This window comes from Streptomyces sp. NPDC059957, from assembly GCF_042730015.1.
In the GTDB taxonomy this organism is placed as follows: Bacteria; Actinomycetota; Actinomycetes; order Streptomycetales; family Streptomycetaceae; genus Streptomyces.
The window spans coordinates 80,127-101,379 of the sequence record NZ_JBHWMB010000005.1; the positions used below are offsets into that span (position 1 = coordinate 80,127).

The window sequence follows — 21,253 nt, forward strand, 5'->3', positions numbered from 1 at the left end:
GAGTGTCCGGCCCCGTCTGTCTCGCAGGCGGGGCCGAAGTTTGTCAGCCTGGCAGTGACGACGTGGCCCGCGGCACGGCACGGCCACAACCATGCGGTACGGAAGGACGGTCCCCGTGACGGAGGCAGCTGAGCTTCCCCCGATGCCCGAAGAAGCGCCCCAGGCACCTGAAGAGGCGCGTGTGGTGTTCGGTGAGCATTTCCCGGAAGCTGTGCGGTACGCGGAGCTGCTGGCGGACGCGGGTGTCAAGCGGGGCCTGATCGGGCCGCGCGAGGTGCCGCGGCTCTGGGAGAGGCACCTGCTGAACTGCGCCGTGCTCTCGGAAGTGGTGCCCGAGGGCGTCACCGTGTGCGACGTCGGTTCGGGTGCCGGCCTCCCCGGCATTCCGCTGGCCCTGGTGCGCAGGGACCTGAAGATCACGCTGCTGGAGCCGCTGCTGCGCCGCACGAACTTCCTCCAGGAAGTCGTGGAGCTCCTGGGGCTCGACCATGTGACGGTCGTGCGCGGGCGGGCCGAGGAAGTCCTCGGCAAGCTCCAGCCGGTGCACGTGGTGACGGCGCGCGCGGTGGCACCGCTGGACCGGCTCGCCGGATGGGGTGTGCCCCTGCTGCGTCCGTACGGCGAGATGCTGGCGCTGAAGGGCGACACCGCCGAGGAGGAGCTGGTGGCGGCGAAGGCCGCGCTGACCAAGCTCGGTGTGGTGAAGACCTCGGTGCTGCACGTCGGCGAGGGGATCGTGGACCCGCTCTCCACCGTGGTGCGGGTCGAGGTCGGGGAAAGCCCCGGCGGGGTGCGGTTCGCGGCGAAGCGGGCCAAGGCCGCCCGGGTGAGCCGTACGCGCCGGCGCCGCTGAGCCCCTGCCGGGCCCTGTTCGCAGCCGTATCGCAGGGGTGTTGAGCCCTATAGGTATGGATTTCGGAGTGTCGTAGCGGCCGGATGATTCCGTCCGGGCATCGTGTTTCACGTGAAACGTCGCTCTCTGCTGCACGGAATCATCAGCCGCGGTCGTGCGGCCACGTCCCCCCGTCTCCGCAAGGGTGAAGGGGGGACGGAGTTGTCCACATCGGTGGATTCATCCACAGGAGTACGGGCCCCGCTGGTTCGCAACCCCGGTGACATGGCAGGCTCTGTTCATCGCGAGCCTGATGCCGAGGAGAGTGACACCGTGCGGTCAGACGCCAACCTTGCGGGGCCGATGGCCGATCCGGTCCCCGGTCCCCGCTCTGAATTCCCGGGCGACGATGTTTCACGTGAAACATCGGCCCCGCCCCTGGTGGACAACGAAGACACGCCCATCGGCCGTGCCGCCCAGATTGCGGTCGAGGCCCTCGGACGTGCGGGTGAGGGCCTGCCGAGGCCCCCGAAGACCCGGATCATGGTGGTGGCCAACCAGAAGGGCGGCGTGGGCAAGACCACGTCGACCGTGAACCTGGCCGCATCCCTGGCCCTGCACGGTGCCCGGGTCCTGGTGGTCGACCTCGACCCGCAGGGCAACGCCTCGACGGCGCTGGGCATCGACCACCACGCGGACGTGCCGTCCATCTACGACGTGCTCGTGGACAGCCGTCCGCTGATGGAGGTCGTCCAGCCGGTGGCCGATGTGGAGGGGCTCTTCTGCGCACCGGCCACGATCGACCTGGCGGGTGCGGAGATCGAGCTGGTGTCCCTCGTGGCACGGGAGAGCCGTCTCCAGCGAGCCATCCAGGCGTACGAGCAGCCGCTCGACTACATCCTGATCGACTGCCCGCCCTCGCTGGGCCTGCTCACGGTGAACGCCCTGGTCGCGGGCGCGGAAGTGCTGATCCCGATCCAGTGCGAGTACTACGCGCTGGAAGGGCTCGGCCAGCTGCTGCGCAACGTGGACCTGGTGCGGGCGCACCTGAACCCGACGCTGCACGTGTCCACGATCCTGCTGACGATGTACGACGGCAGGACCAGGCTGGCCTCGCAGGTGGCGGAGGAGGTGCGCACTCACTTCGGCAAGGAGGTGCTGCGCACGAGCATCCCGCGGTCGGTGCGCATCTCCGAGGCTCCGAGTTACGGGCAGACGGTGCTGACGTACGACCCGGGTTCCAGCGGTTCCCTCTCCTACCTGGAGGCGGCGCGGGAGATCGCGCTGCGCGGGGCCGGATTCCAGTACGACCCCCAGCACCCCCATCAGGGTGCGGGCATGAACAACACGCACAGCATGGCGGAGGGGATCCAGTGAGTGAGCGACGTAGGGGTCTGGGGCGGGGGCTCGGCGCGCTGATTCCCGCGGCTCCCCAGGAGAAGGTGCCGCCGGTGATCGGTACCGGGTCGATGTCTCCGTCGGCGGTGCCGGTGCTGCCTTCGGAGCGGGGTGTCGCGGCGGCGAAGCTGGCTTCGCTGGCGCAGGCCGATGTTTCACGTGAAACATCGACGGTGGCCGCGGCCGTGAGCGAGCCGGAGCCGGTTGCCGCTCCGGCGGCCGGTGAGGTGGCGGGGGCCACGTTCGCAGAGCTCCCGATGGACTCGATCACACCGAATCCGCGGCAGCCGCGCGAGGTGTTCGATGAGGACGCGCTGGCCGAGCTGGTGACCTCCATTCAGGAGGTGGGCCTGCTCCAGCCGGTGGTGGTGCGCCAGTCCGGCCCGGGCCGTTATGAGCTGATCATGGGTGAGCGGCGCTGGCGGGCGTGCCGGGAGGCCGGCCTGGACCGGATTCCGGCGATCATCCGCGCTACTGACGACGAGAAGCTGCTGCTGGACGCGCTCCTGGAGAACCTGCACCGGGCGCAGCTGAACCCCTTGGAGGAGGCGGCCGCGTACGACCAGCTGCTCCAGGACTTCAACTGCACGCACGACCAGCTGGCGGACCGGATCGGGCGTTCCCGTCCGCAGGTCTCGAACACGCTGCGCCTGCTGAAGCTTTCCCCGCCCGTACAGCGGCGGGTGGCGGCGGGTGTGCTGTCCGCGGGGCACGCGCGGGCCCTGCTGTCGGTGGACAACTCCGAGGAGCAGGACCGGCTGGCGCACCGGATCGTGGCCGAGGGACTCTCGGTGCGTGCGGTCGAGGAGATCGTGGCGCTGATGGGGTCGGAGTCGCCGAGTGCGGTGAAGCCGAAGGGTCCGCGGGCGGGCGCCCGGGTCGCTCCGGCGCTCAATGAGCTGGCGACGCGGTTGTCGGACCGGTTCGAGACGCGGGTGAAGGTGGATCTCGGCCAGAAGAAGGGCAAGATCACCGTCGAGTTCGCGTCGATGGAGGACCTGGAGCGGATTCTGGGCACTCTGGCGCCGGGCGAGGGCCGGGTGCTGGACCAGGGCGCCGGCGGGGAGTAACCCACAGCCTTGGGGGCGGGTCGTTCCGGTGTGAGCCGGCGCGGCCCGCCCCCTTTGCCTTGTCGCGGTTTCGGGTGATTCGAGCTGTGGATACGATGCGGTCATGGGTCGTCGGCTGGTACCGCTCACGCTGGACAACCTCCAAGACCTGCCCCGGCGTTGTCGGTCCTGCGTCTTCTGGGAGCTGGACCCCGTCAGTGGCGAGGCCGCCGTGAAGGCGGGGAACGCTGCCGAGGAGAAGGAGGCGTGGATCTCCGCCGTCCTCCTGGAGTGGGGCTCGTGCGGCCGGGTGGTCTACGTGGACGAGGTTCCCGTGGGATTCGTTCTGTACGCGCCTCCGGCGTACGTGCCGCGTGCGACGGCGTTCCCGACCAGCCCGGTGTCCCCGGACGCGGTGCAGCTCATCACCTCGTGGATCATGCCGGGGTACCAGGGCCAGGGGCTGGGGCGGGTGATGGTCCAGACGGTCGCGAAGGACTTGCTGGGCAGGGGCTTCAGGGCGATCGAGGCGTTCGGCGATGCCCGTTGGGACGGCCCGGCCTGTCTGCTGCCGGCGGACCACCTGCTGGCGGTGGGCTTCAAGACGGTACGTCCGCATCCGACGCGCCCCCGGCTACGGCTGGAGCTGCGCTCCACGCTGTCGTGGAAGGAAGACGTGGAGCTGGCCCTGGACCGGCTGCTGGGTGCGGCCCGGAAGGAACCGGTGCTGCGCCCGCTGTGAGACGGGAGCAGCCGGCCTGGTCCCCGCCCGTCCTGACATGCGAAACGGGGCCGCCCCTGGCAGGGGGCGGCCCCGTGTCACGCGATCGCGTCCGGCCTGGGACGCGGGTGCGTCAGGCCTTGATCGTGACGAAGGCGTCGAGGTCGCGCAGGATGGCGGCCTTCGGCTTGGCGCCGACGATGGTCTTGACGACCTCGCCGCCCTGGTAGACGTTCAGCGTCGGGATGGACATGACGCCGTACTTGGCCGCCGTCTCCGGGTTCTCGTCGATGTTGAGCTTGACGATCTCGATCTCGTCGCCGTACTCGGAGGCGATGGCCTCGAGGGACGGAGCGATCTGGCGGCACGGACCGCACCAGGCGGCCCAGAAGTCCACCAGGACGGGCTTGTCGCTCTTGAGGACGTCGTCATCGAAGCTTGCGTCGGTGACGGTCTTGAGGGTGCCGGCCACAGCGGCCTCCTTCTTTTCCTGCGGGGAGTGGGGTGTGGGTGCTGCTTGAGGGTGTCAGACCGCCGCGTGCGCCTTCTCGGCGTCCGCGAGGGCGGCGAGGAAACGCTCGGCGTCGAGGGCCGCGGAGCAACCCGTGCCCGCTGCGGTGATGGCCTGACGGTAGGTGTGGTCGACCACGTCGCCCGCGCCGAACACACCGGTGAGGCTGGTGCGGGTGGAGGGGGCGTCGACCTTGAGGTAGCCGTCCGCGTCGAGGTCGAGCTGGTCCTTGAACAGCTCGGTGCGCGGGTCGTGGCCGACGGCGATGAAGAGGCCGGTCACGGGCAGTTCGGAGGTCTCGCCGGTCTTGGTGTTGCGCAGGGTGAGGCCGGTGAGCTTCTGCTCGCCGTGGATCTCCGCGACCTCGCTGTCCCAGGCGAACTTGATCTTCGGGTCGGCGAAGGCGCGGTCCTGCATGGCCTTGGAGGCACGCAGGGAGTCGCGGCGGTGGACGATCGTGACGGACTTGGCGAACCGGGAGAGGAAGGTGGCTTCCTCGATCGCGGTGTCACCGCCGCCGATCACGGCGATGTCGTGCTCCTTGAAGAAGAAGCCGTCGCAGGTCGCGCACCAGGAGACGCCGCGCCCGGAGAGGGCGTCCTCGTTGGGCAGACCGAGCTTGCGGTGCTGGGAACCGGTGGTCACGATCACGGCCTTGGCACGGTGCACGGTGCCGGCGGTGTCGGTGACGGTCTTGATCTCACCGGTGAGGTCCACGGCGATGACGTCGTCCGGGATCAGCTCGGCGCCGAAGCGCTCGGCCTGGCCACGCATGTTGTCCATGAGGTCCGGCCCCATGATGCCGTCCTGGAAGCCGGGGAAGTTCTCGACCTCGGTGGTGTTCATCAGCGCGCCACCGGCGGTGACGGCACCTTCGAAGACCAGGGGCTTGAGCGAAGCGCGTGCGGTGTACAGGGCGGCGGTGTAACCGGCCGGCCCGGAGCCGATGATGATCACGTTTCGTACGTCGCTCACGGGTTGATTCCTCGTCTCTGCGGACTGCCTGCTGCCTACCGGGGGGCCGGTGTGGACTCTCACCCCACCCAACGGATCCTACGGCGCCTGCATTCCCGAGTTTTCCCCCCTTGGCGTCCGGCTGCTCAGCTCTTCGGGTAGGTGCGGGTGAGCAGGGGCTTTCCAGGGGAGGCCGAGGGGTCCGTGACGCAGGCGGAGCCGACGAGATAGGCGTCCACGACGGCGGGGTCGCCGGGGTGGGGCAGGACGATGAGGAAGACGTCCTTGCCCTCGTAGGTGCCGGGCTCGAAGCCCAGAGGGGTCTCGGTGCGGCCGGTGGCTTCCTGGACACAGGCGGGTGCCTCGAGCGCCCGGCCATCGGCCGGGGCGAGGCTGGGTGCGGCCGGAGGGCTGTTCTCCACTCCGAAGGTGTTGTTCCCCTCCCCCGCGGTCTTGTCCCCCGGGCCACCGGGGGCGAGAAGTTCGCGCACCGTGCCGGGGAGCCCCTGGGCGGTGTACTCGGGAGTGCCGGACCTGGACTGGGCGGAGGATGCGTCGCTCCGCGCGTCGCCGGACATGACACGGTCGCCGGACGTCAGGCCGAACACCATGACGCCGGCGGCGCACGCCGCGAGGAGGCCGCCCGCGAGAGCGATCCGGCGGCGTGCGCGGCGCCGGCCGGGGCCGGTTGGGCCGGCCGGGTGACCGGAGGGCCGCAGGGGGCCGGGATCACCGAGCGGTCCGGTGGATGTTTCACGTGAAACATCGGGATCGGGGACCTCCGGGGCGGCCCGGTCCGGGTGCCCGGTTCCGGGCTCCTCGTGCCGGGCGGTGGCGTCGAGGAGGGCTTCGGCGGCGAGGGCCGCGTCGATCCGGCCGGAGATGTCGACGGGCATCCGGGCCGGACCGGGCAGGGTGCCGAGCAGGGCCCGGATCTCCTCCAGGGAGGCGCGGACGTCGGCGCACAGGGGGCAGTCGCCGAGATGGCTGCGGACCTCCGCGGTGCGGGACGGGGAGAGGAGGCCTTCCGCCAGCTCGGAGATCTCCGAGACGTCGGGGTGCCCGATCGTGCCGGTCGCGCCGGTTGTGGAGTTCACGCTCGTCCACCTCCGCCCTTCACTGCGTTGGGATCCGGGGCCGGATCCCCGCGGTCTGTCGCCGGTGGGACGGTTGTCCCCGGTGTCCGGTTCCTTCCCCGCTCGGTGTCGGTGTTATCCCCGGTATGCGTGCGCAGATGAGTGAGGAGCGGGACGAGTTTCGCCCTGCCGCGTGCGCAGCGGCTCTTCACGGTGCCGACGGGGACGTCGAGGATGTGGGCGGCTTCGGCGACGGGGTAGCCCTGCATGTCGACGAGGACCAGAGCGGCCCGCTGATCGGCCGGGAGGGTGCTCAGAGCCGCCAGCAGCTGCCGGTGGAGGTCCTGCCGCTCCGCGGGCGCCTCGGCGGACTCGTGGGGCTCCAGAAGGCGCTCCAGGCGGTCCGTGTCGTCGAGGGGGGACGTCCTGCGCGAGGCGGCCTTGCGGGCCCGGTCCAGGCAGGCGTTCACGGTGATGCGGTGGAGCCAGGTCGTGACGGCGGACTCGCCGCGGAAGGTGTGCGCGGCCCGGTAGGCGGAGACGAGGGCGTCCTGCACGGCGTCCGCGGCTTCCTCGCGGTCGCCGAGGGTGCGCAGGGCCACGGCCCACAGCCGGTCGCGGTGCCGGCGTACGAGCTCACCGAAGGCGTCCGGGTCTCCGGCGGCGTGCAGCGACAGGAGTTCCTGGTCGCTGCGGCCGCCGGGTGTGGCTTCGTCCAACGCTGGCCCCCTCCCCTGCCGTCCGTCAGCCCGTGAACTTCACATCCGTGATGGCTTGCTTGAACCCCGCTCCGCTGTACGTGTCGGTGCCCGCCTGCGGCATCGCCGTGATCCAGACGACGACGTAGCGCGTGGTGACCGGTGTGTCGGTGGTCGCCTTGAGCGTGCTGTCCGACGTGCTGCCGGTCGCGATCTTCTTCATGGAGCCGACCGGGGCCGACGAGGACGTGGAGTTGGCCGCGTAGAGCGTGACGGTCGTGTGGTTTCCGGCGTACTTCAACGCTATCGAAGCGCCGTTGACCGCTTGCTCGGAGCCGAGATCGTAGACGATGCCGACGCCGGCCTTGTAGCCCGGATCCATCTCGGGGCCGTCGCGGAAGCTCTTGGTGCGCCAGTAGGTGGTGGCGTCGCCGTCGAAGGTGTTTCCCACGTTGGCGGCGTCCTGGGCCACGCCGTCCGGGTAGTACTCGTGGGCGCCCTTGATGGAGAGGAGCGTGGGCTCCTTCTTCTCAGGGGCGCCGTCGGCCTTCTCGTGCGTGGTCTGGCTGCCGTTGGTGCTGCCCTGGTTGCTCCGGTTGAGCAGGGTGTCGGCGAGCTGCCAGCTGCCCAGTCCGAGGGCGGCGATCAGCAGGGCCGCGACGCCCCACTTGAGGACGCGGCCGGTACGGCTCTGCAGGGGCGGCGGCGGAGGTACGACGGTGAGGACCTGCGCGGTGGGCCTGCCGGGGCCCTGGGGCCTGCCGTAGCTGCCCTGTTGGTACGTGGTGTGCTGGTACTCCGGAGGGGCTGTGAAGGTGGGCTCCGGCGGCCGGATGCGGGGCATCGCGGCCACGGCCTTGGAGAGCTCTTCCGGGGTGGTGCAGGCGGGTTCCTGCCGCGAGGCGGTGGCCCCGTCGTTGGCGAGGGCGCGCATGGCCAGCTCGCCCAGACCCCGGTGCACGCCCGCGCGGACCTGGTCGGGGGCGATCAGGCCGACGCCCTTGGGCAGGCCGGTCAGACCGTAGGCGTCGTTCTCGTACGGCCAGCGCTGGGTCAGCGAGGCGTACAGGAGGGCGCCGATGGCCTCGGTGTCCGAGCGCTGCGGGGTCTCGCTGGTGATGCCGCGCAGGGCGGCGTTCACGGCGAGGCCGCGGATGCGGTACTGACCCGAGGAGGTGCGCAGTATCGCGCTGGGGGTCAGCCGCAGGTGTGCCAGGCCCTCGCGGTGCGCGGCGGCCATGGCCTGGGAGACCTGGCTGACGAGCTGGTAGGCCTCGTGGGGCTCCATGGGGCCCGCTGCGAGGACCGCGGTGAGCTCCGTGGCGTCGGGGAGCCACTCGTGGACGACGTAGACGAGGTCGTTCTCCTCCACGGCGTCGAGGACCTGGACGAACCGGGGGTCGCCGAGCAGGGCCGAGGAGCGGGCGGCGGCCAGGACGGCCCGGGCCCGAGCGTGGTCGGCGGGCAGCAGGTGGACGCCCACGGCCCGGCGCAGCTTCTCGTCCATCGCACGCCAGCTGCTGAATCCGTCCAGACGGGTGACGCACTCTTCGAGCCGGTAGCGTCTGGCCAGCTTGTGGCCGCTGTGCAGCTCGGGCGCGGCAGCGGGTGCCGGGTTCCCGCGATTGCCGTCCTTCTCGGGCATGCTTCCGTCCGCGGCTTGTCCGTTCTCGGTGTCCACCCCGTCGGCCGTGGCCTGGGCCGTCTCCGCGGCCAGCGGCTCGTCGCCGCCGTTGTCGGCCACGTCGACGGCAGCCGTGCTACGTTCCGCCACCGTCGTCCCCGCCTCCCCATCCGTTGCGCGCTGTCGGCCAGTCTGCGAAGCCAAGCCAATTGTGCCCACAGTCCACCGATCTGCACGACACGCCAGGGAGCAGGATGGTTGTACGCATCAGCGTCCCAGGCGTCCGCGGACCATCCCGACCATGGCGTTGAGTTCTTCGATGCGCATCCGCTTGGCCGCGACGAGGAACACCGCCGCCAGAGCGATGCCACCGGCCACCAGGGCGGTGAAGGAGCCGAGTGCTCCGTTGCCGATGAAGTGCAGGACAGCGTAGGCGACTGCGCCGGCAACGGCCGCGGCAGGGACGCAGGCGCCGATGAGCCGGGTGTAAGTGCGCATCACGTGCGCCCCGTCGAGGTCGCCGCCCAGGCGGGTGCGCAGGCGGCGCCATGCGACACCGACGCCCACGGCGTAGCCGAGGCCGTAGGCGGCGGCCATGCCGACGACGGCCCAGCGGGAGGGGAGTACGAAGAAGGCGACGGCTGACATGCCCGCGTTGACGGCGGCCACGATGACCGTGTTGTAGAAGGGCGTCCGGGTGTCCTCGTAGGCGTAGAAGCCGCGCAGGACCACGTACTGGACGGAGTACGGGATGAGTCCGAGGCCGAAGGCCATCAGGATGAAACCGATGTTCTGGGCGCTCTCCGCGCCGGAACCGGCGTAGAGCAGGCCGGCCATCGGGACGCCCAGGGCGAGGAACGCGAAGGCGCAGGGCACGATCGCGACGGCGGAGGTGCGCAGTCCGTAGGAGATGTCGTCACGGACGGCGGCTGCGTCGCCGTCGTGGGCGGAGCGGGAGATGCGCGGCAGGACGGCGGTCATGACGGAGACGGTGATGATGGCCTGCGGCATCTGCCAGAGCAGCAGGGCGTAGTTGTAGCCGGTGATGCCGGTACCGCCGTGGCCCTGCTTGTCGGCCAGCTCGCCCGCCCAGGTGGCGAACTGGGTGACGACGATGAGGCCGAGCTGGTTGGCGAGGACGAAGAAGAACGTCCACTTGGCCAGGCCGGCGGCCTTGCCGAGGCCGTGGCCCTTCCAGTCGAACCGCAGGCGCGGCTTGAAGCCGGCGTCGCGCAGGTAGGGAAGCATCGCCAGGGACTGGACGACGAGGCCGAGCAGGGTGCCCAGGCCCAGCAGTCGGACGCCCTCGGGAGTGATGCCGGCCTCGGTGACGCCCGTGGTGGTGAAGCCGCCGAAGGCCCAGATGAAAGCGCCGAAGGTGGCGATGACGACGATGTTGTTGAGGACCGGGGTCCACATCATCGCGCCGAACCGGCCGCGGGCGTTGAGGATCTGACCGAGGACCACGTGCACACCCATGAAGAACATGGTGGGCAGGCAGTAGTGGGCGAAGGCGACGGCGACGTCCAGCCGCTGCGGGTCGTCGGCGATCGTCTGCGACATCATGCCGATGAACAGCGGGGCCGCGAGCACGCAGACCACGGTGACGGCGCCCAGCAGGACCATGACGAGGGTCAGCAGCCGGTTGGCGTACGCCTCTCCCCCGTCCTCGTCGTTCTTCATCGCGCGCACCAGCTGCGGGATGAAGACGGCGTTGAGGGCGCCGCCGCCGACCAGGACGTAGATCATCGTCGGCAGGGTGTTGGCGACCTGGTAGCTGTCGTTGAGGGTGGCGACGCCGATCGCTCCGGCGATCACCAGGGTCCGCATGAAACCGGTGATGCGGGAGACGATCGTGCCGGCGGCCATCAGGGCACTGGACTTGAGCAGACTCGAAGCGCGCCCGGCGGGCTTGCTCGGTGCCGGGGCGGCCACGGGCGCGTCCTCGGCGGGGGTGCGGGGCGCCGCGTCCTGGTCCCGGTAGAGGTGCGCGAAGGCATCGGGACGGGGGTCCTGGTCGGCGGCCTTGGTCACGAGGGAGTCCACGCCCACGAACTGCGTGGTCGTGGCGTGGTCGCCGTAGGGCAAGTGCCGTGACGGGCCGTCCGGCTCGGGCGGCGGGGTCTGGGCCCATACCCGGGGGTCCGGGGCGTACGCGGGAGCCTGCGGGGCCGCGTAGAGCGGACCGGGCTCCTGGAAGGTGCCGGGCGGTGGCGGTGGGTGCGAGGCGCGGTCGTACAGGACCTCTGCCACCGGGTCCTGGGCGGACAGATCCTGCGCCCGGTAGGGATCGTAGGCGTAGGCGTCCTGGACATAGGGGTCGTGGTCCGGCGCTGGTGCGGGCGCGGGAACCTGTCCCGGCACCGGGGCGCCGGGGGCAGTGCCCTGGGAGGGCGCGGGCCCGCCAGTGCCCTGCGCACGGTCACCTTCGTACGGCGCGTTCATCGAAACCCCACCTCATCGTCCCCAGGCCGACCGGCCACGGCATCGCTCAACGGTCCACTGTCTCACCCGTGCCGGACGGGTCCGCGCTTTGCGGTCCGGTGTCCGGGGACTCGTCACTCTGCTGCGTGCTCTCCTCGGCGGCGGCGCGTGCCGCGACACGCTTGCGGCTGGCGTACATCTTGATGCCGGCCAGCACGAGGAGGAGGACACCGCCCGCGATGACGAGCATGACGGTCGGGGTCACCTCGGTGGCTTCGACGGTGAACGTGCGGGCCTTCCCGTAGGGCACGCCGTCGATGGTGAACAGCTGGGCCGTCACCTCGACCGGGCCGCTCGCGGTGGCGTTGGCGGGGAACTTCACGGTCTGGCTGTGCCCGCCCTGGACGGAGACCTGCTGCTGGGACTCCCCGCTGTCGCCGAACATCAGCCGGGTCGGGTTGGCGGACCGTACCCGGAGGACCAGGTTGTGGGTGTCCTGGACGAGGCTGTTCTGGACGCTCACGGGGATGGTCGCGCTGTGTCCGGAGAGCGTCGCATCGGACTTGGGAATGATCTTGACCTTCTCGGTCAGTCCGATCAGGTACCGCTGCACCTGGTCCCGGTAGTCCCACGCCGCGTCGGGGCGGCCGCGCCAGGAGGCGGACATCTCCCGGTTGGTGGTGTTGCCGAAGGGGATCTTGACGCGATCGGGCGCGGTCAGGATCACCTTGAAGTGGTCGAGGGTGGTCTCGGTGGTGCGGATCTTCTCGAAGGCGGAGACCGGCAGTTCCTGCTTGCTCAGTGCTTCGGGGTACTGGCCGGCTCCCGGGACCTGCGTCGCGGCGCGGGGGTCGGGGGTTGCGGCGGCCGCCGCCTCCAGGTCCGCGGCCTGGCTCCAGCGGCCCGCCTGCAGACCCCGTATGGCCGCGGCCATCGTCTGCACCTGGCTGGAGCTGGGCATCCGCTGCGGGGCCACGACGAAGCTGCGCTGGTTGTCGGTCTCCTGCAGGTTCAGGGCGAGGGTCTGGGCGAGGAACTGCTGCACCGCGAGGGTGGAGTTCCCGGCGCGGAGCATGTCGCCCTGGAAGGCGGTGGAGAGGTCGGCGTCGGCGACGACCGCCGTGGTGCCCGCGCCGATGGGCCGGGCTGCGGACGGGGTGTAGCCGAGGGCGCCGGTCTCCTGGAGGCTGTCGCTGCGGGTCAGGACGTTGTGGGCACCGGCCGATGTCGCGACGTTGACGATCGAGGGGTCGATCGCCCCGTCCACGGGCCAGGAGAAGTCGGTGCTTGCGGGAACGTGCAGAACCGTCTCGACGGCGTCCCGCGCCTTGTCGGTGGCGGGCCGCAGCTGCCCCAGGGTGCCGGAGACGTCCTTGCCGCGATGGGCGAGCGAGGCGATGTCCGGGTCCGCGAAGGGCAGCGCGACGACCTTCTTGCCCTGGACGGCGCTTTCCAGCGCGCTCAGCCACTGCTCGGCGACGGCCTTGTTCTTGCCCTGGACGGTCCGGCCGTCGGGGGTGCGGACCCGGTAGCCCTTGGTCATGGCGTCGACGGTGTAGAGCAGGTCCGGGTCGATGACCCAGGTGATGGGAAGGTCCTTGCCGAGGGTGACCATCTGTTCCAGACGGCCGCCCGGCTTCAGCTCGTCGGCGAGGCTGTCGTCGAGGAAGACGGGGGTCTGCAGCTCGTCCGAGCCGGTCTCCGAGGTCAAGTGCGTCGTGGAGATCAGCGGCCACACGTACGCGAGCTGGGACCGTTTGGCGGCGGCCTCCGGCTGCCAGGGCAGGAAGGTCCGCTTGATGCCGAGGACCTGCTCGTACTGGCGGCTCTCGGTCTCCCCGGACAGGGAGACGCCGAGCTGGTAGACGCCGTCCTCGTCCAGGTCCAGCTTGTTCACCGGAACCTTGAGGGTGAACGGCTGGCTGACCTTCGAGGGCAGTGAATCGATCTTCACGGCGAACTCGGCGCCGACCTCCGCCGGGTCGGTGCCCGCCCGGAACGCGCCGCGCTCCGCGACTTCCTCGATGGAGCTGCGGTCCCCCAGCGCCGGCCCGACCCGCAGACCCACGTGCGCGTCGGTGATCTTCTCGGAGCCGTTGTTGATCACGGTGCCCGAGATGGTGAGGGTGTCGCCCTTGACCGGGGCGCTCGGTGCCAGAGTGTCGAGCTGGACGTCGACGGAGGCGGCCGATGTGTCGGCTGCCTGGGCTTCGGGGGCGTGCGAGTAGACCAGGCCGGCGAGTACCGGCGTCCCGGCGAGCAGGACGACCGCGCGCCGCAGCCAGCGTCGCCGGGCAGGAGCGAGGGGTGCCCCCTGGATGTCTGCCGCCTCGGCCAACGCGCTCGCCCGTCCCTCGAAGTGTCAGTGGTCGTCGTTTGTGCGTCCACGCATGGTAACGAGGCCCGCTGTGCGCGAGTGCCGCGCCTTGCTCCACATGATCGGGTCCGACCCGGAGGGGCCGGGGGCCGGGGTGGCCGCAAAACACGGGAGCTCCCGGCGGGCAGGGCACGTACCCTTTTCTGTTGTGCCGAACGCCAACGAAGACAACCCCAGTGTCCTGAATCACGGGCAGGCCCGCGCGGTGAGTGAACTGCTGCGGATCGCCCCTGTCGCCGACGAGCTCGGCCGCCGTTTCCAGGAGGCGGGTTTCCGGCTCGCCCTGGTCGGCGGGTCCGTCCGCGACGCGCTGCTCGGGCGCCTCGGCAACGATCTCGACTTCACCACCGATGCCCGTCCCGAGGACGTCCTCAAGATCGTCAGGCCGTGGGCCGACTCGGTCTGGGACGTCGGCATCGCCTTCGGCACGGTGGGTGCGCAGAAGAGTGGATTCCAGATCGAGGTGACCACGTACCGTTCGGAGGCCTACGACCGGACCTCGCGCAAGCCCGAGGTCTCCTACGGCGATTCCATCGAGGAAGACCTCGTCCGTCGCGACTTCACGGTGAACGCGATGGCCGTCGCGCTCCCCGAGCAGGTGTTCGTGGACCCCCACGGTGGCCTGGAGGACCTCCGGGCGGGCGTGCTGCGCACTCCGGGCACGGCCGAGGACTCCTTCTCCGACGACCCGCTGCGGATGCTGCGGGCAGCGCGGTTCGCCGCCCAGCTCGACTTCGAGGTCGCCCCGGACGTGGTGGCGGCGATGACGGAGATGTCCGGCCGCATTGAGATCGTCTCGGCCGAGCGGGTCCAGGGCGAGCTGAACAAGCTCCTGCTGTCCGCGCACCCGCGCAAGGGCCTGGGCCTCCTCGTGGACACGGGGCTGGCCGAGCACGTGCTGCCGGAGCTGCCGGCGCTGCGTCTGGAGAGCGACGAACACCACCGGCACAAGGACGTCTACGACCACTCGCTGATCGTGCTGGAGCAGGCGATCGCACTGGAAGAGGACGGCCCGGACCTGGTGCTGCGGCTCGCGGCGCTGCTCCACGACATCGGCAAGCCCCGGACCCGCCGGTTCGAGAGCGACGGACGGGTCTCCTTCCACCACCACGAGATGGTGGGCGCGAAGATGACCAAGAAGCGCATGACCGCGCTCAAGTACTCCAACGACATGGTCAAGGACGTGTCCCGGCTGGTGGAGCTGCACCTGCGCTTCCACGGCTACGGGGACGGGGAGTGGACCGACTCTGCCGTACGGCGCTACGTCCGCGACGCCGGTCCGCTCCTGGATCGCCTGCACAAGCTGACCCGCTCCGACTGCACCACGCGCAACAAGCGCAAGGCGAACGCGCTCTCCCGCACCTACGACGGGCTGGAGGAGCGCATCGCCCAGCTGCAGGAGAGGGAGGAGCTGGACGCGATCCGGCCCGACCTCGACGGCAACGAGATCATGCGCGTCCTCGACGTGGGTCCCGGCCCGGCGATCGGCAAGGCCTACGCGTTCCTGCTGGAGCTGCGGCTGGAGAACGGCCCCATGGAGCACGACGCGGCGGTCGCCGCGCTCAAGGAGTGGTGGGCCGCACAGGCCTGAGGAGCTGAGTGGGTCCGATGTTTCACGTGAAGCATCGGTGCGGAGCGGCGGTCAGGGCGATGTTTCACGTGAAACATCGCCCTGGCGCACGAGGAGTGCCGCGGTAGCGGCGTAGAGCATCGCCACCCCGAGGATCAAGGGGACGGAGTGCCCGTCGAGGGGGAGCACGAGAGCGGCCACCCCTGCGGCGCCGACGAAGGCGGCGTTGAAGAGCACGTCGTAGACGGAGAAGACGCGGCCGCGGAAGGCATCGTCCACCTGGGACTGGACGACGGTGTCGGTGGAGATCTTGGCCCCCTGAGTGGCCAGGCCCAGCACGAAGGCGGCCGCCAGCATCGGTCCGGGCGTGAAGAACAGGCCGAGCGCCGGCACCAGCACCGCGGCGCTCGCGGCGCAGAGGGTGATGGCGCCGAGGGCGCCCAGCCGGCCCACCAGCCAGGGAGTGACGACGGCGGCCGCGAAGAACCCGGCCCCGGAAACGCCGACCGCGATCCCCAGCAGAGCCAGCCCGTCTGCCTCCGTGTCCGACCAGGCATACCGGCAGAGCATCAGCAGGGTGACGAACAGGGCCCCGTAGCAGAACCGCATGACGGTCATGGCGGTGAGCGCCCGGGCGGCCTCGCGCCGGGAGGACAGGTGCCGCAGGCCCTCGGCCAGGCCCCGCACGGTGAGGGCGACCCCCTGGCGGACCGTCGGGTTGATCCGGCCGGGAGGGTGGTCGGGTCCGAGCAGATCCAGGGCCAGCCGCAGGGAGACCAGGGCCGCGCACAGGTAGAGGCCGGCTCCGAGGAGGACGACCAGGGCGTCGGAGTCGTCGGCCAGTACGCGGACGAGGAAGGCGAGCCCCCCGCCGGCGACGGCGGCGAGCGTTCCCGCGGTGGGTGAGAGGGCGTTCGCGGTGACCAGTTGGCCGGGCCCGACGACCCGCGGCAGGGAAGCCGCGAGCCCGGCTAGCACGAAGCGGTTGACTGCGGTCACGGACAGGGCCGAGGCGTAGAAGAGCCAGTCGGGGACGTGCGCGACGATCAGCATGCCGGTGACGCAGGCGAGGAATGCCCGCAGCAGGTTGCCGTAGAGGAACACCTGGCGGCGGCGCCAGCGGTCCAGCAGGACTCCCGCGAAGGGGCCGATCACCGAATAGGGCAGCAGGAGCACCGCCATGGCCGAGGCGATGGCGGCGGGAGAGGCCTGCTTCTCCGGGGAGAAGACGACGTAGGCGGCCAGTGCGACCTGGTAGACCCCGTCGGCGGCCTGGGAGAGCAGCCGTACGGCCAGCAGGTTGCGGAAGTCCCGCAGACGCAGGAGTACGCGCAGATCACGTACGACAGCCATGAGGGAAAGGGTCACACACGCGGAGGGTCCCCGGACACATTGCCCGGGGACCCTCCGTGGAAGAACTGCCGAAGTCCAGGTGTCCTTACGGACGCCGGGGGTTCGACTAGCGCTCGACCTCGCCCTTGATGAACTTCTCGACGTTCGCGTAGGCCTCGTCGTCGAAGTACTGCACCGGCGGGGACTTCATGAAGTAGCTCGAAGCCGACAGGATCGGGCCACCGATACCGCGGTCCTTGGCGATCTTCGCGGCGCGCAGGGCGTCGATGATGACACCGGCGGAGTTCGGGGAGTCCCACACCTCGAGCTTGTACTCGAGGTTCAGCGGGACGTCGCCGAAAGCGCGGCCTTCGAGGCGGACGTAGGCCCACTTGCGGTCGTCGAGCCACGCCACGTAGTCGGACGGGCCGATGTGGACGTTCTTCTCGCCGAGCTCGCGGTCGGGGATCTGCGAGGTGACGGCCTGAGTCTTGGAGATCTTCTTCGACTCGAGGCGGTCGCGCTCCAGCATGTTCTTGAAGTCCATGTTGCCGCCGACGTTGAGCTGCATGGTGCGCTCAAGACGGACACCGCGGTCCTCGAACAGCTTCGCCATCACGCGGTGCGTGATGGTCGCGCCGACCTGCGACTTGATGTCGTCGCCGACGATCGGGACACCGGCCTCGGTGAACTTGTCAGCCCACTCCTTGGTGCCGGCGATGAAGACCGGGAGGGCGTTGACGAAGGCGACCTTGGCGTCGATGGCGCACTGGGCGTAGAACTTCGCCGCAGCCTCGGAACCGACCGGCAGGTAGCAGATCAGGACGTCGACCTGGCGGTCCAGAAGGGTCTGGACGATGTCGACCGGGGTCTCGGCCGACTCCTCGATGGTCTCGCGGTAGTACTTGCCCAGGCCGTCCAGGGTGTGGCCGCGCTGAACGGTCACGCCCGCACTCGGGACGTCGCAGATCTTGATGGTGTTGTTCTCGCTGGCGCCGATGGCGTCCGAAAGGTCGAGGCCGACCTTCTTCGCGTCGACGTCGAACGCGGCGACGAACTCGATGTCGCTCACGTGGTAGTCGCCGAACTGGACGTGCATCAGACCGGGGACCTTGGCCGCCGGGTCGGCGTCCTTGTAGTACTCGACGCCCTGCACCAGCGAGGCGGCGCAGTTGCCTACGCCGACGATGGCTACGCGAACCGAACCCATTCCGGTTGCTCCCTGTTTGTTCTCGGACGAGGCCTGCGAGATGCAGACCTCACTTTGCAGTTTCGTCGGACGGACCGGGTCGTCTCTGATCCCGTCCCGCCCGCTCACTCTCGATGAGCTCGTTCAGCCAGCGCACTTCGCGCTCCACGGATTCCATGCCGTGGCGTTGCAGCTCGAGCGTGTAGTCGTCGAGCCGCTCGCGTGTGCGAGCCAGCGAGGCGCTCATCTTCTCCAGGCGCTCCTCAAGGCGGCTGCGACGGCCCTCCAGTACCCGCATGCGTACGTCTCGTTCGGTCTGGCCGAAAAAGGCGAAGCGGGCGGCGAAGGACTCGTCCTCCCAGGCATCGGGGCCCGTGTGGGAGAGGAGCTCCTCGAAGTGCTCCTTACCTGCTGCCGTCAACCGGTAGACGATCTTGGCGCGGCGCCCTGCGAGTGAAGCGGCGAGAGCGTCCTCCGGGGCATTGCCCGGCTCTTCGATCAACCAGCCGTTGGTGACGAGCGTCTTGAGGCAGGGGTAGAGCGTCCCGTAGCTGAACGCTCTGAACACCCCCAGCGAGGTGTTGAGCCGCTTGCGCAGCTCGTAACCGTGCATGGGGGATTCGCGAAGCAGGCCAAGAACAGCGAACTCGAGGATGCCTGAGCGCCTGCTCATCCGCTTGCCCTTCCCCCGTCTCGGAGTCTTTATGTCGAGCTGATGTATCGGCTCGATACATCCAGACGATAGAACGGGTAGCCCTCAGCTACAAGTGGTGACACGGTGACCGGCGTCACATCACCAATTTGCACGAGGCAAGTTGCCTGATTTGGGGTGAACTTCGGCACTGATTGGCTTTTGGGCGTGCGTAGTCTGTGCGCCATGACACCGGGGGGACCGGAACTCACCTGCCGCTTCCAGGCCACTCGCCTGCCCGAGGAGTAGTCGTTCGATGAGCGAGCACCGCCGCAAACCGCAACAGCCCCAGAGCGGTGGCCGCGCCGCCGCCCGCAGGGCTGCCCAGCAGCGCCCGTCCAGGGGCGCCGGTTCCGGGCGTGACGTCCCCACCGCGTCACCCAGCGGGCCGTACTCCCCGCAGCCGGGCCACGGCAGCCGTGCGGACGCCCGGAGAGCCGCCGGCCGCGGCTCGGCCGGCCGGGGCCGGGGCGCCGAGGGCGCCGGCAGTCCCAAGCGCTTCATCAACTACCCGCGCGGGGAAAAGGTCGGCTGGAAGCGGTTCGTCCCGTCCTGGAAGCTCGTCGGCGGCACCACCCTGGGCTTTTTCGCGGTCATGACGGCAGGTGCCGGCATCGGCATCGCCATGGTGAACAAGCCCGACGTGAACAAGACCGCCGTGGCGCAGAACAACGTCTTCTACTGGTCCGACGACACTCAGATGGTCGCGACCGGCGGCGCCGTGAACCGCCAGATCGTTCCCATCGACAAGATCCCCCTGTCGATGCAGAACGCCGTGATCGCCGCGGAGAACGAGTCCTTCGAGTCGGACAAGGGCGTCGACCCGATGGGCATCGCCCGCGCCGTGTGGAACATGGCCAAGGGCGGATCCACCCAGGGCGGCTCCACGATCACCCAGCAGTACGTGAAGAACCAGTACCTGGACTCGGACCAGACGCTCAAGCGAAAGGTCACCGAGCTCTTCATCTCGATAAAGGTGGGTGCGAGCGAGGAGAAGAACGACATCCTCGCCGGCTACCTCAATACCGCCTACTACGGCCGTGACGCCTACGGGATCCAGGCGGCCGCGCGCGCCTACTTCGGCAAGGACAGCCACAAGCTGACCCCGTCCGAGAGCGCCTTCCTCGCCTCCGTGCTCAAGGGCCCGAACCTCTACAACCCCGACGGCGGCATCGGCGCGGCGGCCACGCCCGAGGCGAACCGGGAGCGGGCCGAGAAGCGATGGGCCTGGGTGCTGGACCGCGAGGTCGAGGTCGGGCGCATGCAGCAGGCCGAGCGGGCCCAGTACAAGGAATTCCCCAAGCTGATCGAATCGGCTCAGGCCGCCGGCATGTCCGGACAGATCGGCTACCTGGTCGAGACGGCCAAGCTGCACATGCTGAAGTCCAAGGGCATCAAGGTCGAGGACCTGGCCAAGGGCGGGTACCAGATCCGCACCACCTTCGACAAGAAGAGGGTGGACGCGCTGGTCAAGGCCGTCGAGGGCACCCGAGACGGGATGCTCGACGAGAAGGCGCGGCCCGACACGGACACCTTCGTCCAGTTCGGCGCTGCCTCGGTGGACGTGAAGTCCGGCGCCCTGGTCGCCCTGTACGGCGGTCCCGGTATCGACAAGAAGCACTTCAACAACAACGCCAACACCACGGGTGTCCAGGTCGGCTCGACGTGGAAGCCGTTCGTGCTGGCGGCGGCCATGCAGTACGGCACGCAGAACTCGGACGGCGAGGGGATCTCGGCCGAGAGCAAGTACATGGCCAGCGACCTCACGGTGATCAACAACCGTTCGGGCGAGCCGCTGCGCGACGGGGCCGGCAAGCCGTTCCGCCAGAAGAACGAGAGCCCGACCGACTACGGGTACGTGACCTTGAACAAGGCGATGGAGGACTCCATCAACGTGCCCTTCGCCCAGCTGATCTTCGACGTCGGCCACAGCAAGGTGAAGGCGGTCGCAGAGGCCACCGGCATCCTCCCGGAGTCTTTCGACCCCAACGACAACGCCTCCTTCGCGCTGGGCACCTCCACCCCCAGCGCCATCCGGATGGCCGACTCGTACGCCACCTTCGCCGCCTCCGGCGTCCACCACGATCCGTACTCGGTGCGCAGCGTCAAGAAGGACGGCAAGGACGTCCCCGGCTTCGAGGCCCCCAAGGGGCAGCGGGCCATGGACAACTCCATCGCGGACAACATCACCAAGGTCCTGCGCAACGTCGTCGAGAAGGGCACGGGCACGAAGGCCAAGAAGCTGGGCCGGCCCGCCGCGGGCAAGACCGGCACCACCGACAAGAACATGTCGGCCTGGTTCGTCGGCTACACCCCCGAGCTGTCCACCTCGGTGGCCCTGTTCCGCTCGGACCCGAGTGCGAAGAAGAAGGAACTGATCTCGATGAGGGGCGTGGCGGGCATTCCCTCCCTCCACGGTGGTGACATCCCGGCCGAGATCTGGACCAAGTACATGAAGGAGGCGCTGAAGGGGGTCCCGGAGTCGGAGTTCCCGAAGCCCGACGAGCTCGGTGTCGTCGCGGACGCCTCGGGCGCTCCCTCGCCCACCCCCTCGCCGTCCCCTTCCCCCTCCTCCTCGCCGTCCCCGTCGAACTCCCCGTCCCCGTCCCCCAGCCCGAGCCCTTCGCGCAGCGGCGGCAAGCCGACCTGCAAGCCGTGGGCCATCTGCGAGCCGAGCCCCAGCGCCAGTTCGTCCCGGTCGCCCTCGCCCTCGCCCAGCAAGACGCGGGACAGGCCGAGCGGCGGCACCGGAGACTTCCCGATAGGGGGCTCCACGGGGGACTGACCCGACGCCCCACGCCATGGCA

At 69.7% G+C, this 21,253-nt stretch carries 16 protein-coding genes; 6 read left to right on the forward strand and 10 right to left on the reverse strand.

Features of this window, described 5'->3' with window-relative positions:
• Positions 1 to 142: 142 nt before the first annotated feature.
• From rsmG to ACFWBW_RS05280, 4 genes are all read left to right on the forward strand, one after another.
• A complete protein-coding gene (rsmG, locus tag ACFWBW_RS05265) occupies positions 143 to 853 on the forward strand; it encodes a 16S rRNA (guanine(527)-N(7))-methyltransferase RsmG (RefSeq protein ID WP_385368555.1) in 711 nt (236 codons plus the stop codon).
• 264 nt (positions 854 to 1,117) lie between these two features.
• A complete protein-coding gene (locus ACFWBW_RS05270; protein WP_385368557.1) occupies positions 1,118 to 2,209 on the forward strand; it encodes a ParA family protein in 1,092 nt (363 codons plus the stop codon).
• Complete coding sequence (locus ACFWBW_RS05275) at positions 2,206 to 3,300, forward strand: ParB/RepB/Spo0J family partition protein (protein ID WP_385368559.1); 1,095 nt, start codon at positions 2,206 to 2,208, stop codon at positions 3,298 to 3,300. Before ACFWBW_RS05270 ends, ACFWBW_RS05275 begins: the two co-directional genes overlap by 4 nt.
• A gap of 103 nt (positions 3,301 to 3,403) precedes the next feature.
• Positions 3,404 to 4,021, forward strand: coding sequence for a GNAT family N-acetyltransferase (locus ACFWBW_RS05280; RefSeq protein WP_385368561.1), 618 nt, complete (start codon positions 3,404 to 3,406; stop codon positions 4,019 to 4,021).
• Positions 4,022 to 4,133: 112 nt separating this feature from the next.
• On the opposite strand, the gene trxA is transcribed toward ACFWBW_RS05280, so the two are convergent.
• The 7 genes from trxA to ACFWBW_RS05315 all read right to left on the reverse strand — a co-directional run bounded on the left by trxA (position 4,134) and on the right by ACFWBW_RS05315 (position 13,625).
• On the reverse strand, positions 4,134 to 4,472 hold the full coding sequence (gene trxA / locus ACFWBW_RS05285; RefSeq protein ID WP_243331126.1) for a thioredoxin: 339 nt from the start codon (positions 4,470 to 4,472) through the stop codon (positions 4,134 to 4,136).
• A 54-nt stretch (positions 4,473 to 4,526) separates the two neighbouring features.
• A complete protein-coding gene (gene trxB / locus ACFWBW_RS05290; protein WP_385368563.1) occupies positions 4,527 to 5,486 on the reverse strand; it encodes a thioredoxin-disulfide reductase in 960 nt (319 codons plus the stop codon).
• A 125-nt stretch (positions 5,487 to 5,611) separates the two neighbouring features.
• On the reverse strand, positions 5,612 to 6,562 hold the full coding sequence (locus tag ACFWBW_RS05295; protein ID WP_385368565.1) for an anti-sigma factor family protein: 951 nt from the start codon (positions 6,560 to 6,562) through the stop codon (positions 5,612 to 5,614).
• Positions 6,559 to 7,260, reverse strand: coding sequence for an RNA polymerase sigma factor SigM (sigM, locus tag ACFWBW_RS05300; protein WP_385368567.1), 702 nt, complete (start codon positions 7,258 to 7,260; stop codon positions 6,559 to 6,561). Before sigM ends, ACFWBW_RS05295 begins: the two co-directional genes overlap by 4 nt.
• A 25-nt stretch (positions 7,261 to 7,285) precedes the next feature.
• Positions 7,286 to 9,013: a protein kinase family protein gene (locus ACFWBW_RS05305; protein ID WP_385368568.1), complete on the reverse strand. Its 1,728-nt coding sequence runs from the start codon at positions 9,011 to 9,013 to the stop codon at positions 7,286 to 7,288.
• Between the two features lie 117 nt (positions 9,014 to 9,130).
• On the reverse strand, positions 9,131 to 11,308 hold the full coding sequence (gene murJ, locus ACFWBW_RS05310; RefSeq protein ID WP_385368570.1) for a murein biosynthesis integral membrane protein MurJ: 2,178 nt from the start codon (positions 11,306 to 11,308) through the stop codon (positions 9,131 to 9,133).
• Positions 11,309 to 11,354: 46 nt separating this feature from the next.
• Complete coding sequence (locus ACFWBW_RS05315) at positions 11,355 to 13,625, reverse strand: DUF6049 family protein (RefSeq protein ID WP_385368572.1); 2,271 nt, start codon at positions 13,623 to 13,625, stop codon at positions 11,355 to 11,357.
• A 187-nt stretch (positions 13,626 to 13,812) separates the two neighbouring features.
• Between ACFWBW_RS05315 and ACFWBW_RS05320 the strand changes: the two genes are divergently transcribed.
• Positions 13,813 to 15,255 (forward strand): CCA tRNA nucleotidyltransferase, encoded by a 1,443-nt coding sequence (locus tag ACFWBW_RS05320; RefSeq protein ID WP_385368574.1) that lies wholly within the window; start codon positions 13,813 to 13,815, stop codon positions 15,253 to 15,255.
• A gap of 51 nt (positions 15,256 to 15,306) precedes the next feature.
• On the opposite strand, the gene ACFWBW_RS05325 is transcribed toward ACFWBW_RS05320, so the two are convergent.
• The 3 genes from ACFWBW_RS05325 to ACFWBW_RS05335 form a co-directional block, all read right to left on the reverse strand.
• Positions 15,307 to 16,587 carry an MFS transporter gene (locus ACFWBW_RS05325; protein ID WP_385368576.1) on the reverse strand — a complete coding sequence of 427 codons (1,281 nt, stop codon included), beginning with the start codon at positions 16,585 to 16,587 and terminating at the stop codon, positions 15,307 to 15,309.
• Between the two features lie 106 nt (positions 16,588 to 16,693).
• Positions 16,694 to 17,776: an inositol-3-phosphate synthase gene (locus tag ACFWBW_RS05330; RefSeq protein WP_250738618.1), complete on the reverse strand. Its 1,083-nt coding sequence runs from the start codon at positions 17,774 to 17,776 to the stop codon at positions 16,694 to 16,696.
• A 49-nt stretch (positions 17,777 to 17,825) separates the two neighbouring features.
• Positions 17,826 to 18,428, reverse strand: coding sequence for a PadR family transcriptional regulator (locus ACFWBW_RS05335; protein WP_250738617.1), 603 nt, complete (start codon positions 18,426 to 18,428; stop codon positions 17,826 to 17,828).
• Positions 18,429 to 18,702: 274 nt separating this feature from the next.
• Here ACFWBW_RS05335 and ACFWBW_RS05340 point away from each other — a divergent pair, with 274 nt between their 5' ends.
• The gene (locus tag ACFWBW_RS05340) at positions 18,703 to 21,231 is read left to right on the forward strand and encodes a transglycosylase domain-containing protein (protein WP_385368579.1); all 2,529 of its coding nucleotides are present in this window, start codon (positions 18,703 to 18,705) and stop codon (positions 21,229 to 21,231) included.
• Positions 21,232 to 21,253 lie beyond the last annotated feature (22 nt).

Bases quoted from the DNA above. Each gene is read 5' to 3' on its own strand.
- ACFWBW_RS05280 (WP_385368561.1), top strand. From the start codon at position 3,404: ATGGGTCGTCGGCTGGTACCGCTCACGCTGGACAACCTCCAAGACCTG.
- ACFWBW_RS05270 (WP_385368557.1), top strand. From the start codon at position 1,118: ATGGCAGGCTCTGTTCATCGCGAGCCTGATGCCGAGGAGAGTGACACC.
- ACFWBW_RS05335 (WP_250738617.1), bottom strand. From the start codon at position 18,428: ATGAGCAGGCGCTCAGGCATCCTCGAGTTCGCTGTTCTTGGCCTGCTT.
- rsmG (WP_385368555.1), top strand. From the start codon at position 143: ATGCCCGAAGAAGCGCCCCAGGCACCTGAAGAGGCGCGTGTGGTGTTC.
- murJ (WP_385368570.1), bottom strand. From the start codon at position 11,308: ATGAACGCGCCGTACGAAGGTGACCGTGCGCAGGGCACTGGCGGGCCC.
- ACFWBW_RS05340 (WP_385368579.1), top strand. From the start codon at position 18,703: ATGAGCGAGCACCGCCGCAAACCGCAACAGCCCCAGAGCGGTGGCCGC.
- ACFWBW_RS05330 (WP_250738618.1), bottom strand. From the start codon at position 17,776: ATGGGTTCGGTTCGCGTAGCCATCGTCGGCGTAGGCAACTGCGCCGCC.
- ACFWBW_RS05325 (WP_385368576.1), bottom strand. From the start codon at position 16,587: ATGGCTGTCGTACGTGATCTGCGCGTACTCCTGCGTCTGCGGGACTTC.